18 protein-coding genes are annotated in these 18,229 nt (G+C 45.9%); 7 read left to right on the top strand and 11 right to left on the bottom strand.

Features of this window, described 5'->3' with window-relative positions:
• Positions 1–27: 27 nt before the first annotated feature.
• Positions 28–522 carry a universal stress protein gene (locus CES81_RS06925; RefSeq protein ID WP_089121203.1) on the bottom strand — a complete coding sequence of 165 codons (495 nt, stop codon included), beginning with the start codon at positions 520–522 and terminating at the stop codon, positions 28–30.
• A 527-nt stretch (positions 523–1,049) separates the two neighbouring features.
• On the opposite strand from CES81_RS06925, the gene lplA (CES81_RS06920) reads away from it, so the two are divergent.
• The 6 genes from lplA (CES81_RS06920) to CES81_RS06895 all read left to right on the top strand — a co-directional run bounded on the left by lplA (CES81_RS06920) (position 1,050) and on the right by CES81_RS06895 (position 6,122).
• Positions 1,050–2,060, top strand: coding sequence for a lipoate--protein ligase (lplA, locus tag CES81_RS06920; protein ID WP_089088459.1), 1,011 nt, complete (start codon positions 1,050–1,052; stop codon positions 2,058–2,060).
• 124 nt (positions 2,061–2,184) lie between these two features.
• Positions 2,185–3,195: a lipoate--protein ligase gene (lplA, locus tag CES81_RS06915; RefSeq protein ID WP_089088458.1), complete on the top strand. Its 1,011-nt coding sequence runs from the start codon at positions 2,185–2,187 to the stop codon at positions 3,193–3,195.
• A gap of 392 nt (positions 3,196–3,587) precedes the next feature.
• Positions 3,588–4,046 carry a hypothetical protein gene (locus CES81_RS06910; protein ID WP_089088457.1) on the top strand — a complete coding sequence of 153 codons (459 nt, stop codon included), beginning with the start codon at positions 3,588–3,590 and terminating at the stop codon, positions 4,044–4,046.
• 2 nt (positions 4,047–4,048) lie between these two features.
• Entirely contained in the window at positions 4,049–4,549 is a 501-nt protein-coding gene (locus CES81_RS06905; RefSeq protein ID WP_089121202.1) for a hypothetical protein, read from the top strand.
• 377 nt (positions 4,550–4,926) lie between these two features.
• Positions 4,927–5,739, top strand: a complete 813-nt coding sequence (locus CES81_RS06900; protein ID WP_089121201.1) for a hypothetical protein — start codon at positions 4,927–4,929, stop codon at positions 5,737–5,739.
• A gap of 11 nt (positions 5,740–5,750) precedes the next feature.
• The gene (locus CES81_RS06895; protein ID WP_089121200.1) at positions 5,751–6,122 is read left to right on the top strand and encodes a DUF1304 domain-containing protein; all 372 of its coding nucleotides are present in this window, start codon (positions 5,751–5,753) and stop codon (positions 6,120–6,122) included.
• On the opposite strand, the gene CES81_RS06890 is transcribed toward CES81_RS06895, so the two are convergent.
• The 3 genes from CES81_RS06890 to CES81_RS06880 form a co-directional block, all read right to left on the bottom strand.
• On the bottom strand, positions 6,090–6,719 hold the full coding sequence (locus CES81_RS06890; RefSeq protein WP_225356361.1) for an endonuclease III domain-containing protein: 630 nt from the start codon (positions 6,717–6,719) through the stop codon (positions 6,090–6,092). The genes CES81_RS06895 and CES81_RS06890 overlap by 33 nt on opposite strands.
• Positions 6,720–6,944: 225 nt before the next feature.
• Complete coding sequence (locus tag CES81_RS06885) at positions 6,945–7,373, bottom strand: MarR family winged helix-turn-helix transcriptional regulator (RefSeq protein ID WP_089121198.1); 429 nt, start codon at positions 7,371–7,373, stop codon at positions 6,945–6,947.
• Positions 7,374–7,613: 240 nt separating this feature from the next.
• A complete protein-coding gene (locus CES81_RS06880; RefSeq protein ID WP_180949751.1) occupies positions 7,614–8,165 on the bottom strand; it encodes a TetR/AcrR family transcriptional regulator in 552 nt (183 codons plus the stop codon).
• Positions 8,166–8,339: 174 nt separating this feature from the next.
• Between CES81_RS06880 and CES81_RS06875 the strand changes: the two genes are divergently transcribed.
• A complete protein-coding gene (locus CES81_RS06875; protein WP_089121196.1) occupies positions 8,340–10,097 on the top strand; it encodes a CocE/NonD family hydrolase in 1,758 nt (585 codons plus the stop codon).
• A 49-nt stretch (positions 10,098–10,146) separates the two neighbouring features.
• Here the strand turns inward: CES81_RS06875 and trpA are convergent, their stop codons facing one another.
• The 7 genes from trpA to CES81_RS06835 form a co-directional block, all read right to left on the bottom strand.
• Positions 10,147–10,938 (bottom strand): tryptophan synthase subunit alpha, encoded by a 792-nt coding sequence (gene trpA / locus CES81_RS06870; protein WP_089121195.1) that lies wholly within the window; start codon positions 10,936–10,938, stop codon positions 10,147–10,149.
• Positions 10,931–12,145, bottom strand: coding sequence for a tryptophan synthase subunit beta (gene trpB, locus CES81_RS06865; RefSeq protein ID WP_089121194.1), 1,215 nt, complete (start codon positions 12,143–12,145; stop codon positions 10,931–10,933). Before trpB ends, trpA begins: the two co-directional genes overlap by 8 nt.
• 17 nt (positions 12,146–12,162) lie before the next feature.
• Entirely contained in the window at positions 12,163–12,741 is a 579-nt protein-coding gene (locus CES81_RS06860; RefSeq protein WP_089121193.1) for a phosphoribosylanthranilate isomerase, read from the bottom strand.
• Between the two features lie 4 nt (positions 12,742–12,745).
• Entirely contained in the window at positions 12,746–13,525 is a 780-nt protein-coding gene (trpC, locus tag CES81_RS06855; RefSeq protein WP_089088447.1) for an indole-3-glycerol phosphate synthase TrpC, read from the bottom strand.
• Entirely contained in the window at positions 13,522–14,544 is a 1,023-nt protein-coding gene (gene trpD / locus CES81_RS06850) for an anthranilate phosphoribosyltransferase (protein ID WP_089121225.1), read from the bottom strand. Before trpD ends, trpC begins: the two co-directional genes overlap by 4 nt.
• A gap of 756 nt (positions 14,545–15,300) precedes the next feature.
• Complete coding sequence (locus CES81_RS06840; protein ID WP_089121191.1) at positions 15,301–15,909, bottom strand: anthranilate synthase component II; 609 nt, start codon at positions 15,907–15,909, stop codon at positions 15,301–15,303.
• Positions 15,893–17,368, bottom strand: a complete 1,476-nt coding sequence (locus tag CES81_RS06835) for an anthranilate synthase component I family protein (RefSeq protein WP_089121190.1) — start codon at positions 17,366–17,368, stop codon at positions 15,893–15,895. The genes CES81_RS06840 and CES81_RS06835 overlap by 17 nt, the downstream gene beginning before the upstream one ends.
• Positions 17,369–18,229: the final 861 nt, after the last annotated feature.

Below are 18,229 nucleotides of genomic sequence, written 5' to 3'. Positions count from 1 at the left end.
GGGCAAGGGTGCTGACGTTTTTAAAAATTATTTCTTACTTGATTTTGATTTACCGGATTTACCCAACTTAGCTAATTCAGCGGGTTTAACGATGAGTACGTCGCAAACCGCAGAACGGCTGACATAGTTGGTTACAGAACCAATCATCAAGCGTTCAACGGCAGTTAAGCCAGTTGAACCAATGATGATCAACTGGGTGTCGTGATCAGCTGGAAATTCGCGCGCAATAACCGGTTTAGGATTACCAAACCGAACGTGAATATCAACCGACTTAACGCCGGCATCAAGTGCTTTTTGCTTTAACTCATTTAAACGTGCCTGTACGTCTTCTGAAAGCTTGTAAATGACGTCGCCGCTAACGGCACCACCATAAGTGTCGCTGAATTGATTGACTTCCAAAACGTTTAGGATATCCAAGTGGGTATCGTTTAACTTTGCGACTTCGATTGCTTTATCTAACACCGGATCAGTGGCTTTTGATCCATCAACCGGTGCGAGAATGTTATTGTATTGCTGGTCCATATACGCCACTCCCTCACAAAATAAATAAGTACATGATAAACTTTTTCGTAAGCACGCCATGGTTTTGCCCAACAAAACGAACCACTAGTACTTCACACTTCATTTTACCATAATTTAGCCATTAATTTTAAGAAAATGAAAACTTGTTATTGCAGTGACACTTTGAATCTTTTCTTATTCGCGGATAATCGGTGAAAGTTGGGTAATAGCTGAATTTTCATAGTCCATGAAAGGTTTGTAAACGCGCTTAAATTTTACCTGTATTTACCATCATGATACGGGATGGTATTGAGTTATTTACAACAAAAAGAACCGGTTAATCTAATCAGGTAATTTTGGGGGTTGATTATGAAGCAAAATGGTTGCCATTTCCCAATGATGGCGACATAATATAGGTATAGAAATGATTGGCGACCAAGGCCGTCATTAAGAGACCGCTGTAATTGGCTTTGAGCTGATTACAGCGGTTTCATTTTACTTATAATGCGGTAAACTGAGAGTAAAACAACTGAAGGAGCAGGACACAGATGTACTATTACAATATGGAAACCGAAGACATCGGCTATAATCTGGCAACCGAGCAGTATTTGATGAATAATAAGGACTTTGACGAACCTATCTTGCTTTTTTACTATCAAAAACCCTGCATCATCGTTGGTCGGAATCAAAATACTTTGGAGGAAATCAACCAGGATTACGTTGCTAAGCATAATATCCAGGTCACGCGGCGGCTATCTGGCGGCGGCGCGGTTTACGATGACTTGGGAAACGTGTCATTCAGTTTTGTGGTCGATCGTGATGATGACCGCTTCGGGGATTTCAAAGCCTTTACTAAACCAATCGTTGATGCATTAAAAGAGATGGGGGCAACTTCCATTGAGGTCTCTGGCCGAAACGATATTTTAGTGAACGGCAAAAAGTTTTCTGGTAACGCGATGTACGTGAAGGATAACAAGATGTTTTCACATGGTACGCTGATGTACGACGTTGACCAAACCGTGATTGCTCGTGCGCTAAACGTTCCCAAGGATAAAATGGCCTCAAAAGGCATCAAGTCGGTTCGCTCACGGGTGACGAACTTGAAGCCGCATTTGAAACCGGAATACCAAAACCTCACTATTGCGGAGTTTCGCGATACGATTTTGCGGAAAGTCTACGGGGTCAACGATCTGGCTGAAGTTGCCGACAAAGCCTACCATTTGACTGACGAAGATAAGAAACAAATCCAAAAGCTGTATGATAATTACTACAATAACTGGGATTGGGTCTACGGAACGTCCCCAGAGTTTACCGTTAAGCGGCGCCAGCATTTTAATTCAGGAACGATCGATGCTAGGGTATTAGTTGAAAAGGGACGCATTGAACAGGTCACTTTCTTTGGTGATTTCTTCGGTGAGAAGTATGCGGTTGATTTAGCTAAGATGCTTAAGGGAGTTCGCTATGATCAGCCCTCGCTGCGAAAGGCACTGGCCCAAGTTAATGTTGGCGACTATTTTGACGGTATTACACTGGACGAGTTTGTGCAGTTCTTAGGTTAGAAGCGAAGGCAATGCACTTTTAGTGCACAATTCAGGTGTCCAAACTGTAACCCCTTACATGATTATGTTAAAATGAAAAGCGGTTACAAGATTGGTTATTAATATTTGGAAGGGAAGTTTGGACATGCGGTATGTTTCAATGACGGCCCACGATATTGGCCGTAACTTAGCTACTGAACAATATTTAATGAATAATAAGGATTTTGGCGAACCACTGGTACTTTTCTACTATGAAAAGCCATGTATCATCGTTGGCCGAAACCAAAACACATTAGAGGAAATCAATCAAAAATACGTTGAAGAACACAACATTACGGTTACCCGCCGTTTATCTGGCGGTGGCGCGGTTTATCAAGATCTTGGTAACCTGTGCTTTAGCTTTGTGCTGGACAGTAATTCCGAACAGTTCGGGGACTTCAAGTCCTTCGTTCAACCAATTGTTGATGCCTTACATGATATGGGTGCAAAGTCAGTTGAAGTTTCTGGCCGTAACGACATCTTAGTCGATGGCAAGAAATTCTCTGGTAACGCGATGTACACCAAGAACGGTAAGACCTTCTCTCATGGTACTTTGATGCTGGACGTGGATCAAAACGTGATTGCGGATGCTTTAAATGTCCCAGAAGATAAGATTGCTTCAAAGGGTATTAAATCAGTCCGTTCTCGTGTAACTAACTTGAAGCCATATTTGGCACCCGAATATCAAAATATTACGGTACCAGAATTTCGTGACAAACTCTTGAAGGAATTGTTCCATGTTGACAGCTTGGACGAAATCAAGGATAAGGAATACGTGGTTACCCCTGATGAACAAAAGGAAATCGACAAGATCTACGAACAGTACTACAACAACTGGGACTGGGTTTACGGTACGTCACCAGAATTTACGGTCAAGAAGCGTCAACACTTTGATTCAGGTACCATTGATGCACGGATCTTGGTAGAACAGGGTAAAATCTCAACAATCAAGTTTTTCGGCGACTTCTTCGGCCCAAAGGATGTTAGCGAACTAGCTGATAAAATGAAGGGTATCCGCTATGATCGTGAAAACCTGGAAAAGGTTTTGGATGATGTGGATATCAGTCAGTACTTCATGGGTATTACGAAGGATGAGTTGGTGGATTTGTTAGCTTAGGTGCGGAAACAGGCGTTTAGAGACTGGAGTCTAAGGTACTCCGGGCATAAATCCCGGTCTTGGATTTGTGTTCGGAGTACCTTAGGTGCAAGCCTCTGCCTGTTGTAGCCCGATTAAAACAAGGTGCGGAACCAGGCGTTTAGAGGCTGGAGCCTAAGGTGCTTCGGATATAAATCCCGGGTTTGGATTTGTGTCCGAAGTGACTTAGGTGCAAGCCTCTGCCTGGAGTAGCCCGATTCGGCTATATAAGAGTTGAGCAGTTCTTCAACCAATATAAACTCAAAAATCCAAAATACAGGCTTCCCCAGCACACATTGCTAGGGGTAAACCTGTATTTTCTACATAGAACTATGCTACAATTTGAACTATTAATAACGATTAAGGAGAACCACATGCTCAAGCAAAAATTAATCACATACGGCATCGTATCATGGGTGCTTTTCTCCGCCATGAATCTATTGTTGTCCTCTAAGCTAGTTGCACTAGGACATCACTTTGAAATGACAGCGGTGATACGTTCAATTATTATCTCGCTGGTACTCTACGCGCTGCCAATGATTTGGGGCGCTCTGGGCCATAATTCGGGATACTACCTGTTAGCCATGGTGATTGTCATCTATTCATTTGGCCTGTTTAATGGTATTGTAACGGTGTTAACTAGTAGTACAGCAGTTATTGGCATCAAAGCCGGGGTGACGTTTGCTAATTTTCTAGTGATCGTTTTTAACGGCTACTGGATGGTGCTGGCACTCCGTTATCGCCACTGGCTTGATAATAAGCGTGATAATGAAAAACTGGCAGAAATTAAAAAATTGCAGGAAAAACGCAAACAAAATAAACAATCGAGGTAACTATGGAGAGTTTAGTAAAGGACTTCGTAGAAGAAGTTGAAGCTGAAAAATATGAGACACAAAATTTTGGCAGCAGTTTAGCTGAAATCAAAAAGAATGGGGTGGCTAAGTCCCTTGAACCAATGGTTGAGATGATCGTTAAAGCGGTTGGTGAAAATCAATTGGCGCAGGCCACGTTGACATTGACGGACGCTGATATTCAAGTTGCTTTGGAAACCAGCGTAGTTAACTTGCCGTTACGCTATTTAAATGCGATGAAGAAGATGCTGGCAGATGATGATACGATGCCTGTCAGTGTTTACAGTATCGTAGAGTCACCAGATATTAACCCGTCTTCTTTGCGGATTGATAAGGTGGCGTCTGCGGATGATTTTGTGAGCCATAAGGGCGACATGGCAGCGGCAATCGCAACGTGGCTGGATAAGCAGTTGGATCAAATCAAAGAAAATCAGGCAAAAAAGGATGCAGACGACAGTCAAGAGACGGATGATAGTGACAAGTAACCGTGTTGATTTGCGTCTGGCTTCAATCCGTGCTATGATAGTTCACATGCGATGAGTCGAGAATATCACACTGTTAGCAATAGCAGTTTGCGCAAGCAACTAGGTGATTTTTTTGCACAGCAGGCAATGTAACACCGCCGGATTTGCGGCTGCCTTGGTTCAAAGGAAATGTGGATTTTTGAGAACCCATTTAGTTTCGACTAAGTGGCTGTATGGACGTTCCAGAAATGGAGCGTCTTTTTTGTTGGAAATGAATTAAAATAGCCCGTTGATCGATCACGGATCAACGGGCTATTTTGTAACCTAATCCCCTTGCAACCAGCGTTTCCCTCTGCTACATTTGAAGCAAACAAGATATCTGGATGGGGGAATTTCAGATGAAAAAATTAATCGTGGCATTAACTGCGGGGCTAATGCTTGAGGGGATAGGAAGTACCGGCTTTTCAGCAGCGGGTCAGGCTGCGACGTCATGGAAAACGGTCAGCACAAAAAGTTACCATCACATTGCCTATTACGTGAAAACAACGAAGAATGAATATATGTGGGATTTAAAGCACACTAAAAAGATTCACAATCTAAAGCACTATCCACGGACGACCTGGTACGTTTACAAACGGGTAAAGCTTCAGCACGGGAAAAAGTCAGGTTATTATTATGAATTGACCGATAACAAGGATAAAATTAAGGGCCTAGTTTACCGGTCGTACCTCACCAAGGGGGACAATCCTGATGATGCTTTTGCCCATAGCGCCGTGGTGAAATCCTACGGTGGCGGCTTAGCGGGTATTAAATCCGTTCGCGAATCAGCCAAATTACAGGCTGATATTCTGGCGCTATTTCCAGGGACCATTCTTAACAACAGCTACTCAAACGATGCCCGCAACGATTTGAATGCAGGAGCCAGCAAAACGGCCAAGTATTCGAAGCTCAATAAAAATTCCACCGCGATCGGCATTTTTACGCCGTACAACTGGACCAGTACTTCCAGTAAGACTAATTATACTAAGTTAGCTGCAGCGGTTCTGAACGCACAGGGATACACTGCTTCAAAGCGGGCAAAGTATAAGGGTTATCAAATCGGTATTTATGCCACACCCCACGGGTCAACGTCCGCCTATCACACGTGGCCAAGCGGTTACGGTTCATTTGGCATCTATCTAGTGCCAACAGGGGACTCAAAGCTATTTTAGGGGGAATAAGGATGTCATTGATTAGTACGGTTTTAGTCATCATTGTCGCAGTGGAAGCACTGCTGATATTAGGTTTAGAAATGTTTGGTTCTCAGTCAGAGGCAGCGCAGAAAGCTTTTGGGTTTTCGGCAGAGTATCAGCATCGTCCGGAAACGAAAACGACGATGGCCAACATTGGTTTATATAACGGGTTCATAGGTGCGGGACTACTGTTCATGCGTTTCGGATTGCCTGGAAATGCAACGATAGCCGGCTGTTTGCTGTTTACCGGGTTTGTGTTTATTGCCGGTGTTTTTGGTAGCTTGACGGTTAACCGGCAGATTATGTGGACGCAGGGGATTCCCGGGTTGCTAGCCTTTTTGAGCCTGCTGTTTTTTAAGTAGGGCGCGGGCCAAAAAGCTGTCAGCAAACGTATCTTCACGTTGAAGGTAGTGTTTGCCGAATTCATCTAGCTGACCGTGGAAATCCTGTGCCATTTCGGCAGTAAAATTGCTGGGGAGCGTAATCTGCTGTTTGAGATGCTGATAGCTATCAGTGTGCTGATAACCCAAGTGCGTGAATAGACGGCGAGTGTATGAGTCAGCAATAAAGGTTGGCAAGTCAAAAAGATAGACCAGATAAACGTCAGCAGTCTCCTGGCCGACGCCAGGCAGTGCTAGCAGTTGTTGACGAAGCTCAGCTTGGGTGGCTTTGGCAGCTATGCCGGCGTAGTCCCAGTCGTGATCGTCGAACCACTGGAAAACGTTATGGATCGCTTTGGCTTTATTACGGTAGAAGCCGCTGGCCCGGATTAAGTCAATTAATTCCGTTTGTGATAACGATAGCACTGCTTCGGGGGCTAACCTGGTACGCTGTTTTAAATGATTCAGACCAACATCGGCGTTTTGCCAAGCGGTATTTTGAACCAGAATGGCACCTACGATAATGTCACGCTTGTCTTCGGCTGGCCACCAGCCAGAAGGGCCCATGTGATTTAACAAAGTCTGGTAGAGCCAATTGATATCGATTGAAATCGAGAATTCCTCCTTTCAGTTTAACAAATGAGATTACTTATATTCTACCCGACTTTCCTGCATGACAGCTAACTTCAAGACGCTTTATAATTGAAAATATCCCCTGAGGTCAAAATATTTTGGCTTCAGGGGATATTTGCGTTAAAGTGTCAGAATTAAGCTTAGCTTTACCCAAGCTATACAAATTTAAATTCAGTCCTGGTTAGCATCAATTTCCTTTTGGACGGTATTTAATAACTGCGTCAGCTTCGTGGCTTCAGCATCGGACAAAGGATCTTCTAGCAGGATGTTCATTTGAGTAAAGGATTTTTGAATGCTTTCAACCAAATCAGCACCCGCTTGTGTCAAGGAGAGTAGTTTGGTGCGCTCATTTTCTAGCGGGATCGTGCGGACGATAAGGTTACGGCGAACTAATCCCTTTAACAAATTGGTGACGCTGGCTTCTTGTCGGTTGAGGTAGTGTGCAATATCTCGTTGCATACTATTAGGGTGACTGGAGATAAAGTTGATAGCGCGTGCCTGATCCGAATTCAAATCGAGTGAACGAAGCTGTTGGTTCAAATACTGGGTCTCAAAGCTTGCAATACGGTGAATTAAACTTGCGGTTGTTTTATTGTTCAAGGTTGCCCCCTCCTCATAATGTAATTCGACTGTAGGATACCAGTATATGCTTGCATTCACAACCATAAAGACTTGATTTTGACAAATAAATGTCAATCTATTGACGTTACAATGGTTAAGAAGCCCAAGCTTTGGCTGATATTTAGCGATTACTGATTATGACATTACAAAATTGTTACATCTAAGTAAACAGGTTTTTAAAAATGTATCTACCAATGTCAGCAGTTAAAGTGTCGTTGCTTATTTAAAAACGTCGCTGATGTTACTAAAGGTTCTGATAATCTCATCTTGAGTCGGTACTTGTCCGGTTTCGACAACCGTTTCAATGACGGACAAAATAATTCCTGGAAAGACGTTTTTTTCTAACGGTAATGGTTCTCGTCCCAGCAGTGTGGGTAAGTAGCTCCGGAAGCGCTTTTTTAATTCACCTTCTAACGTGTAGTTGTTGTACTCAATGGAGAACAAAGCGGCAACTTTTTGACGGTTCGTTGCCCAAAGCGAAATGGTTTCTGGAAATAACATTGGAATCCGGCTTGTTAACGTGACCTGCCTGAGCTTCACAGCAACGTACTTTTTATAGAGTTCATCGTAAGCTTCTACCAAGTCATCGATCATTGTCTCAGTTAGCTGATACTTATCTTGATAGTGGTAGTAGAAGGTCTGTCGATTAATCATGGCTAATTGAGCAATGTCGTTAATGGTAACGTTACGAAACCCTTTCTGGTTAACTAAAGTAATAAACGCATTTTGAATATCGCGTTCTGTACGCGCGTTTTGTGCATTTCGGGGCAAAATGATGACCGCCTTTCTTAGACAATTTAAGACATAATGTCGTATGAATAGACAATACACCTAATTATCGGTAATAAGCAATCATCCTGACGGAAGCTGATGATACCTTAAACCGCCGCAACTCGTTATGATGGTTCAGTAATCACAACCAGAAACTACCAAGGAGGTTTCATCATGACCGATTTGAATCAATTAAAAACCTATAAACCAACGTTACACTACGTTGACGATGGCCGCGAACACGGGATCCTCAGCCCGTTTAAACCAGGTAAGCAAACCTTGCCTAAAGGGTATCAGGTAAGTCCCAAGTTTAAGGCGTTAGACTGCGACATCATTTTTGAAAAGGATGTTCCCGTTAAACTGCGGGATGGCGTGACTATCTACACGGATATTTTCCGCCCCGTAACCGATGAAAAGGTGCCGGTAATCATGGCGTGGAGCCCATACGGGAAGAGCGCTGGTACCGCACCGCGTTACGAAAATATTTTTGGCCTGATCGGCTTAAAAGATAACATCGTTTCTGGCCTTGAAAAGTTTGAAGGCCCAGACCCAGCTTACTGGTGTGCTCAAGGATACGCTATTGCTAACCCGGACGAAAGGGGAATTGCCCATTCCGAAGGGGATGTCAGCATGATGGGCACTCAAGAGGGCCGTGACGGCTACGACGTCATTGAATGGCTGGCTGACCAAAGCTGGAGTAACGGTAAGGTTGCAATGAGCGGCACGTCATACCTGTCGTTTTCTCAATGGTACATCGCTGCGGAACAGCCACCACATTTAGCTGCCATCAACCCGAATGAAGGCTTGAGTGACGGTTATCGTGACATTGCCTTTAGAGGCGGCATTCCAGATGAGGACTTCGTGAACCGGCTGCAGTCCAACCACGTTAACGTGGCTGATAACAAGCGCGAAGATGTGACCGAGGAAATGAAGCAGTACCCGTTAGCTAACCATCCCGTTTGGCGAGATAAAATTGCTAAACTGGATCAAATCAAGGTGCCAACATACCTCGTTGCCAGTTACGGCAATACCTTGCATACTAACGGTACTTTCCGGGCATGGCGCGGCATCGCTTCTGAAAACAAGTGGCTGCGGATCCATGACAGCCAGGAGTGGCCAGATTATTACGACATGATGAATACTGCTGACCGTAAGCGATTCTATGATTTCTACCTGAAGGGCATCCAAAACGGCTGGGATCAAACCCCTAAGGTTCGTTATTCCGTCCTCGATATGGAAGGCGGCAATCAGACTGACGTTGCGGGTGACGCCTTCCCACCAAGTTACGTTGAATATCAAAAGCTCTACCTGAATGGTGGCAGCCGCGAATTGGTATCAGCACCAACTCAGAAGGATATTCCAGTGACTTACGCCCCGGAAATGGGTCCAGGCAAGGCGTCGTTCATCAAGCGGTTTGACCAGAAGACGACCTTGATCGGCTACCCTAAAGTTCATTTGAACGTGGAAGCTAAGGCTGCCGACGATATGGAATTATTCGTTGTGATGCAGAAGCTGGACGTTAACGGCAACCAGTTATCTGAATTCGTGGTACCCAACCACGGCGCGCTGATGCACGACTTCACGGATAATGGCGGTACCGTTATGAAATACAAGGGACCGGATGGCCGCCTGCGCGTTTCGGCACGTCACTTAGATGAAGAACAGTCCACCGACGTGATCCCAGTGCACAGTTTCGACCGGGTTGAAAAATTAACGGCCGGCGAAAGCGTGCCCGCTGATATCGTGATGATGCCAATGGGCATGGTCTTTTATCCTGGTGAGCAGCTGCGGTTAGTGATCAGTTCAAAGAACGAATCCGGCGCCATCGTGCCATGGTCATTGCCATACCAAGCCCAAAACAAGGGCCAGCAAGTGATTCACACGGGTGGAGAATACGTTTCCTACCTGCAAGTCCCCGTTAAATTAGGTTAAACAAAAGTCGCTCGAGCAGACAGCTAGAGCGACTTTTTGCGTGCTGTACCTATCTCACTGGATTGGCATTAACAGCTGCTTTCATTTGTTTGGTATAATCGGTTAATTTTGCGGGTGCTTGGCGACCGTATTCGGCCACAATGTTGACGCAGGCACTGCCGACGATGGCACCGTCAGCAATTTGGGCCATTTCAGTAGCCTGTTCCGTGGTATGGATGCCAAAGCCAATGGCGGTTGGGACGTCGGTGACTTTACGGATGCGGTTAACGAGGTCAGTTAAGCCGTTAGCAAATTCACTACGTTCGCCGGTAACACCCAGTGAGGAAACCACGTAGATGAAACCAGTAGCGCTGGCAGCGATTTTTTCAATGCGGTCGCCAGAAATTGGGGTGACCAGCGGGATCAAGTCAACGTGATGCTTTTCAGCAATGGGTTCCAATTCGTTTCGTTCTTCCAGCGGCATGTCAGGAATGACTAAGCCTTCAATACCGAGTCCTTCGCAACGGGCGGTAAAGGCTTCGTAGCCGTAACGGAAGACAATGTTGAGGTAGGTCAAAAAGACTAGCGGGACATCGGTCTGCTTGCGAACTGCCTTAACCATATCGAAGATGGTATCCATCGGTAAATCAGGATCATCCTTTAACGCCCGCAGATCCGCAGCTTGGATAACCGGACCATCAGCAATCGGGTCGGAAAAGGGAATTCCTAGTTCAACAATATCTGCGCCGCCCTGAGCTAATGCAACAACGTTATTGACGGTACCGTCAAAGTCCGGGTCATTGGCAGCAACGAACGGGATGAAGGCTTTTTGATTTTTAAAGGCATCAGTTAATTTACTCATCGATATCCACTCCTCTGTATTTGGCAATTGATGCAACGTCTTTGTCGCCCCGACCTGAAAGGGTGCAGACGATGATTTGATCCTTACGCATCTTGGGTGCAATTTTTTCAACGTAGGCAACCGCGTGGCAACTTTCAATAGCGGCAACGATGCCTTCCGTTTTTGCAATGTATTCGAAGGCCTGAACAGCTTCGTCGTCAGTGATCCCGACGTATTTGGCCCGACCGGTTTTGGCTAGGTAAGCGTGTTCTGGACCGACACCTGGGTAATCAAGCCCAGCTGAAATGGAGTAAACCGGAATAATTTGACCGGTTTTGTTTTGCAGGAACATGGACTTCATGCCGTGGAAAATCCCATCAGAACCCCGTTCAACCGTTGCGGCAGTTAAGTCGGTTTCGACACCTTTACCAGCTGCTTCAGCACCAACTAGCTGAACACTAGGTTCATCGATGTAGTTAGCAAATGAACCGATGGCGTTTGAACCGCCGCCGACACAAGCCACGACCATGTCGGGTAATTTGCCGGTTTTTTCTTTGAGCTGCTGCTTGGATTCTTGACTGATGACGGATTGAAAGTCGCGAACCATTAGTGGATATGGATGTGGACCAGTAGCTGAACCCATCAGATAGAAGGTATCATCGACCCGTTTAGTCCAGTCTTGCAGCGCCGCGTTGATGGCGTCTTTCAAGACCATTGAACCGCTGGTAACGGGGTGTACCTTAGCACCCAGTAATTCCATCCGGTAAACGTTCAACTTTTGCCGGTCGGTATCCTTTTTACCCATGAAAATCTCGCATTCCATACCGAAGTAAGCAGCGATGGTAGCAGTAGCCACACCGTGTTGGCCGGCACCGGTTTCAGCGATCAAACGGGTTTTACCCATGTGTTTTGCCAGTAGAGCTTGGCCGATCACGTTGTTGATTTTATGAGCACCGGTATGGTTAAGGTCTTCACGCTTTAAATAAATTTGCGCGCCGCCAAGATCCTTAGTCATGCGTTCTGCGTAGTATAACAATGACGGGCGGTTAGCGTAATCCACTAACAGATCATGGAGTTCGGTTTTAAATTCTGGATCATTCTTGTAATGCTCGTAAGCTTTGGCCATCCGATCCAGTTCGTTCATCAGTGTTTCAGGAATATATTGACCACCGTATTCGCCGTAGCGACCGGAAGTGTTTTTGTTAAGTTTCAAATTAAGTTCTGTCATTAATGATTTTCCTTTCTTTAGTTAGCGTGTGCAGTTGCAACGATTGCACGAATTTTATCAGCATCTTTTTGACCGTTGGTTTCAACCCCGCTGGAGACGTCGACCACGTCTGGATGAACAGCGGCAATCGCGGTGGTCACGTTATCGGGAGTCAACCCGCCAGCCAGGATAAAGGGGTGTGGTGCTTGGGGTACCCGTGACCAATCCAGTGCGATTCCTGAACCATTGCCGCTATCCAGCATCACGTAATCAGCTGCGGTCGGGGTAATTTCGGCATTTGGTTTAAAGACTTGAAAAACGGTAGCTCCCGCTTCTTTTAGTGCTTTAACAGTCTCTTCAGATTCGTTACCGTGCAGTTGGACGATCTGAATCGCACCGCTGCGGTAGATGTTTAACATCTTTTCTAGTGGTTCGTTGACGAACACACCAGCGGTTGGAATTGACGGATCAAGCAGTTGCCGGAACTTTAAGGCAGTGGCTAATGAGATCTGACGACGACTGTTCGCAAATACAAAACCAGCGAAATCCGGGTGCACTTCATTAACCACTTGCGTATCTTGTTCTCGCATTAACCCACAGATTTTGATTTGCGTCATGTCATCACACTCCTAACAGTTGGGTAATCTTATCAGCTTTGTTCGGTGCGGTCATGAGGGCTTCACCAATCAAGATACCGTTCATATGGTTTTCTTCCATTACCTTGACGTCATCTCTGGTATGAATTCCGCTTTCGGCAACGAAGGCAATATTATTCGGAACCAGTTTACGCAGCTTGATGCTGTTATTCAGTGAAACATCGAAGGTTCGGAGATCGCGGTTGTTGACCCCGATCAACTTGGCGCCAACGCTTTGTGCCCGCTGAAGTTCTTGTTCGTCATGGGCTTCAACTAAGGCTGCTAAACCCAGGTCATGTGCCAGCTTAAAGTAGTCTTTCAGCTGCTGATCACTGAGGATTGCTACTATTAATAACACGATACTGGCGCCGGCTGCTTTAGCTTGATAAAGCATGTAAGGATCAACGACGAAGTCTTTTCGCAAGACGGGGACACTGACGTTAGCGGCGATTTCTTGCAAGTAGTGAATGTCGCCTTTGAAATAATCGGGTTCGGTCAGTACGGAAATGGCACTGACACCGTGGCGGTCATAGTCCTTGGCAATTTCTAAGTAGGGGAACTGCTTTGCAATCAGGCCCTTTGAAGGGGAAGCTTTCTTAACTTCGCCGATCAAATGAATGCCAGGCGCATTGAAGCGGTCGTAAACCGCTTGCGGATCCTTAGTCGGCGCTGCGGCGGCTTTAGCTTTCATTTCATCAACTGAAACAATTTCTTTTTCACGTTGGAGGCGGCTTTTGGTAGCTGCCACAAGGTCGTCTAGGATCATGCTACTTGGGCTCCCTTCGTTAAATTGATGAATTCGTTCAATTTAGCTTGTGCAGCACCGCTGTCGATCACTTCAGCGGCTTTCTTAACGGCACCTTCCATGGTGAGTTCTGGATGAGCGGTGTAGAGGGCTAAACCGGCATTCAAGAGAACGATGTCACGTTGTGGCCCCTTCTTACCAGCCAGAATGTTGCGGGTGATTTGAGCGTTATCAGCAGGGGTGCCGCCGACAATATCTTGTTTCTTAGCCCGCTTCAAACCAAACTGTTCTGGTGTGATGGTGTAGGATTTGAAGTCATCGCCACGAACCTCAACCACGTGGGTTGGTGCGGAGATGGAGGCTTCATCTAAGCCATCGGTACCATAAATCACTAAGGCATTTTCAACGCCTAGTTCATGGAGCACGTGTGCCATTGGTTCTACCAGTGCGTCATCGAAAACGCCGAATAACTGCATGCCGGCGTGGGCTGGGTTTGCTAGCGGGCCAAGGACGTTGAACAGGGTCCGAATACCAAGTGTCTTTCGAACGGGAGCCACGAAGCGCATTGCCTTGTGATATTCCTGAGCGAACAAGAAGCAGATACCGATTTGATTTAAGATATCTTCGCTAGCTTCTGGCGTGACGTTGATGTTAACGCCTAAGGCTTCAAGAACATCGGCAGCACCGCTCTTAGAAGTAGCGGCCCGGTTACCGTGCTTAGCAACTGGTGTCCCAGCAGCTGCGGCAACTAAGGATGAAGTGGTGGAAATGTTGAATGAGTTGGCGTGATCACCACCAGTACCCACGATTTCAAGGACCGGTTCGCCAGCCTTAAACGTTAGGGCGTGATCTCTCATTGAATTGGCAGCACCAGCAATTTCTTGAACCGTTTCGTGCTTGACCGTTAAAGCGGTGAGTAAGCTTGAAATTTGAATGTCGTTAGCTTTACCATCCATAATTTCGTTCATCACGTCATTCATTTCGTTAAAGGTTAAATCGTTGCGGTTTGCTACTTTAGTAATTGCGTTTTCAATAGTCATTGTCATGGTCAATTCCTCCAGTTTATTGTCAGTTCGTGTTCATCAATTGAGTTGATTCAGCTGAAAGGCTTTGCCATCGTTTCTGATTTAAATTTGTCATGATTAAGATCTCCTTTGCGGTTATATTGCTGAAACGCGTTCGGAGAAACTGAGACCTGCATGTAAGGCGCTTCAGTCTAAAATCCAAGTTCGGGATTTTTGACCGAAGCGCCTTACACTCCGGTCTCAAAGCGTTTCTCCTCACGCTCTGCAACAAAAAATCCGCCCATAACATAGACGCTATTACTAGCGTTTACATTAAGGACGGATATTATTTCCGCGGTGCCACCTTAATTTGATGCAGGGACTTCTCCCTCGCATCACCCTTAGCGAAATGCGTAATCACATTTCCGACAACTGACGTATGTCTGTACGTGCTCCCGTACTTGCAAGATAGGCATCATAGCCTAAACGTGTTCCAGCTGGCAAAGACCTATGTATAAGCAACTTAGCCATAAATCCAAAACCAGGATTTTCGTCTAAGTCGCTTATACGCCGGTCTTTAATCGCCAGCTTCCACACTCTCATCTTTCGAGGCGCCCCTCTGTGGTCCATTTAACTACCTGCGTTCGGTCGCACTCTCAGCTACGGCGGCTCTCTTTACGTGCACGATAATCTTGATCTCCACATCATTGGTTTGTATGAGCGAATTTATTTGATTGACAATAGATTAAAACTTTATGAAAATAATGTCAACACTTTTTCTTAAATTTAATTTTATGCAAGCTTTCCTAAAGCCATTGCAACGCGAATCTGGGCTAAATAATTTTTTATAATTGTTTTGCCAACTTCGGGATCGGTCATAATGGATTCAGGATGGAACTGAACACCGTAAACCTGGTTAGCTTCATCAGCCACAGCTTGAATCGTGCCGTCATCGGCCGTTGCTGTGACGGTCAAATCTTCCGGCATGGTTGAAGGGTCAATGACGAGTGAGTGGTATCTGGCAGCCTCAAACTGAACGGGACAAGCCTCAAACATCTCAGCGTGACCCTGTTGTGTCATGAGTGACGGCTTGCCGTGCATCAGTTTCGGTGCGTGAACCACCTGAGCACCGTAAGCTTCACCGATTGCTTGATGGCCGAGGCAAACGCCAAGAATCGGTACCCGGCCAATAAAGACACGGAGAATCTGCATCATGTTACCAGCATCTTCTGGCCGGCCAGGACCTGGTGAAACAATGATGCCGGTTGGGTGTTTAGCGATCATGTCATCAGCGGTGAGTTCGTCATTTTTAATCACGGTGATGGGTTCCTCACTGAGTGTGCCAATGAGCTGATACAAGTTATAGGTGAAACTATCGTAATTATCAATTAGATAAAGCATGGGCGACGCCTCCTTGATCTGCGGTGTTGATTGCGTTCACGACCGCGCTGGCCTTGTTGTTAAATTCCTGATATTCATACTTAGCAATACTGTCAGCCACGATACCGGCACCGGAATGAACCACGATTTGATCCCCCTTGCGGTAGGTGAGCCGAATGCCAATGCAAAGGTCCAAGTCACCGCTGAAATCTAGGTAACCCAGGCAGCCGCCGTAAACGCCGCGTTTGCGGTTTTCTAACTTAGCAATGATCTGCATGGCTGAGATTTTCGGTGCGCCGGAAAGGGTTCCCGCGGGCAGCACCGCGTTAACGATATCCATAGCGGATGCTTTAGGGTTAGCTTTGCTTTCTACGGTTGAGCCGAGATGCATCACGTTAGCAAATTTCAGCAGGTTGCGGGTCTTAGTGACCTTGACGGAACCAAACTGGCTCACGACGCCTAAATCGTTGCGGCCGAGGTCAATCAGCATGTTATGTTCGGACTTTTCCTTTTCGGAAGTCTGTAGTTCGTGGGCAAACTTATCGTCTTCTGCCTGCGTCTTTCCCCGGCGACGGGTACCAGCCAGCGGGTAGGTGAAAAGGGTGTTGCCACGCTTGGTGATCAGCGTTTCGGGTGAGGCACCCAGCGTTTCAAAGTCGCGATGGTGGAAGTAGAACTGGTAAGGGCTGGGACTATCCTTAAATAAGGTTGGGGCAACGCCCAGTAATGAGCCGCTCATGGCAGCTTGTTGCGGATTGGAGAAGATCAGTTGGAAGATGTCGCCGTCCACGATGTGATTTTGGGCAACCGCCACTTTCTCAGAAAATTCTTCAAGGCTGAACTGAAAATGAAAGGGCTGAGTCAGCGCAAACCGCGGTAATGGTTTTGGTTGAGCCTTGAGGATCAACTGCTGCAGCCGTTTTAAATCAGCCATGACGTCATCATAACGTTCAGCGAGTTCATCAGTCGGAATGATCTGGCTGATGGTGACTTTTTGCTGGCGATGGTTGTAGGCAATCACTCGGTCAACTAGGAGTAGGTCAGCGTCGTCCAATCCCATTGGGTCGGCAACTTTTTGTTTAAGCGCCGTAGTAGCGTATTTGGCATAATCGTAACTGAAGTAGCCAATCAAACCACCGGTAAATGGTGGTAAGCCAGGGATAAGGGGTGTCTGATGCTGCTTTAAAATGTTTTCCAAAATGGGTTTTAAATCCGCTTTTTCGGTGGTGGCTTCACCACCATCAACCGTGGTCGTCAGCACGCCATCACGATAGGTGAAGGTTTGCTTAGGAGCTAAACCAATGAAGGTGTAGCCGTCTTCGGTCTTTTTGGGTTTCCCAGTTAACAGGAAACCGGGTTCCTGGGCTTCTTTTAAAGCGTTAAATAAGGTGACGGCCTCAAAGTTTTGCAGCTGAAAGTCTAATGTTACGGGTACAGCTGGATAACCCTTGGCGGCGGTGAGCAGTTCGTTTAATGTCATGGTAAAATTCCTCCAAATTTTAATGTTTACGATGTTCGGGTACATTTAATTTTGGAGTTTGCCATCGCTTTTGATGGTTTAGGTTTGTCATTATTAAGCACTCCTTTACAGTTATATTGCTGAAACGCGTTCGAGAAAACTGAGACCTGCATGTAAGGGACTTAAAACATAAATCCAAGACCGGGATTTTTATTTTAAGTCCCTTACACTCCGGTCTCAAGACGTTTTCTCTCACGCTCTGCAACAAAAAAACTCCGCCCATAACATTAAACGCTATTACTAGCGTTTAAGTTAAGGACGGAGTTTAAATTCCGCGGTGCCACCTTAATTTGATGCAGGGACTTCTCCCTCGCATCACCCTTAGCGAAATGCGTGATCACATTTCCGACAACTGACGTATGTCTGTACGTTTCCCCGTACTTGCCGGCTTCTATGCCGAAACGTGTTCCAGCTGGCAAAGACCTATGTATAAGCAACTCAGCCATAAATCCAAAACCAGGATTTTTGTCTGAGTTGCTTATACGCCGGTCTTTAAACGCCAGCTTCCACACTCTGATCTTTCAAGGGAACCCTCCGTGGTCCATTTAACTACCTGCGTTCGGTCGCACTCTCAGCTACGGCGGCTCTCTTTACGTGCACGGTAATCTTGATCTCCACGTCATTGGTTTGTATGGACGGTGTTTAATTGGCACTTACAATACGCAATAATTTAAATTTTGTCAAGTCGCAAGACGATTGGTTGATATAATTCTCATAATCATTAATGAAGAAACAGCACTTTTATCATAAAACTTGGATGTAGCTTGAAAACTCTGATGCATATTCAAATTTGTTCAATGGTCGTTTTAACCGGATCAATTG

Source organism: Secundilactobacillus pentosiphilus (assembly GCF_002217985.1).
In the GTDB taxonomy this organism is placed as follows: domain Bacteria; phylum Bacillota; class Bacilli; order Lactobacillales; family Lactobacillaceae; genus Secundilactobacillus; species Secundilactobacillus pentosiphilus.
Note: the sequence above shows the minus strand (reverse complement) of the source record. Positions and strands in the feature narration are given on the sequence as shown.

Excerpts from the sequence above, each read along its gene's own strand:
- lplA (WP_089088459.1), top strand. The coding sequence starts at position 1,050 with ATGTACTATTACAATATGGAAACCGAAGACATCGGCTATAATCTGGCA.
- CES81_RS06900 (WP_089121201.1), top strand. The coding sequence starts at position 4,927 with ATGAAAAAATTAATCGTGGCATTAACTGCGGGGCTAATGCTTGAGGGG.
- trpA (WP_089121195.1), bottom strand. The coding sequence starts at position 10,938 with ATGAGTAAATTAACTGATGCCTTTAAAAATCAAAAAGCCTTCATCCCG.
- CES81_RS06875 (WP_089121196.1), top strand. The coding sequence starts at position 8,340 with ATGACCGATTTGAATCAATTAAAAACCTATAAACCAACGTTACACTAC.
- trpD (WP_089121225.1), bottom strand. The coding sequence starts at position 14,544 with ATGACTATTGAAAACGCAATTACTAAAGTAGCAAACCGCAACGATTTA.
- CES81_RS06925 (WP_089121203.1), bottom strand. The coding sequence starts at position 522 with ATGGACCAGCAATACAATAACATTCTCGCACCGGTTGATGGATCAAAA.
- trpC (WP_089088447.1), bottom strand. The coding sequence starts at position 13,525 with ATGATCCTAGACGACCTTGTGGCAGCTACCAAAAGCCGCCTCCAACGT.
- CES81_RS06895 (WP_089121200.1), top strand. The coding sequence starts at position 5,751 with ATGTCATTGATTAGTACGGTTTTAGTCATCATTGTCGCAGTGGAAGCA.
- CES81_RS06840 (WP_089121191.1), bottom strand. The coding sequence starts at position 15,909 with ATGCTTTATCTAATTGATAATTACGATAGTTTCACCTATAACTTGTAT.
- CES81_RS06905 (WP_089121202.1), top strand. The coding sequence starts at position 4,049 with ATGGAGAGTTTAGTAAAGGACTTCGTAGAAGAAGTTGAAGCTGAAAAA.
- trpB (WP_089121194.1), bottom strand. The coding sequence starts at position 12,145 with ATGACAGAACTTAATTTGAAACTTAACAAAAACACTTCCGGTCGCTAC.
- CES81_RS06835 (WP_089121190.1), bottom strand. The coding sequence starts at position 17,368 with ATGACATTAAACGAACTGCTCACCGCCGCCAAGGGTTATCCAGCTGTA.
- CES81_RS06910 (WP_089088457.1), top strand. The coding sequence starts at position 3,588 with ATGCTCAAGCAAAAATTAATCACATACGGCATCGTATCATGGGTGCTT.
- CES81_RS06860 (WP_089121193.1), bottom strand. The coding sequence starts at position 12,741 with ATGACGCAAATCAAAATCTGTGGGTTAATGCGAGAACAAGATACGCAA.
- lplA (WP_089088458.1), top strand. The coding sequence starts at position 2,185 with ATGCGGTATGTTTCAATGACGGCCCACGATATTGGCCGTAACTTAGCT.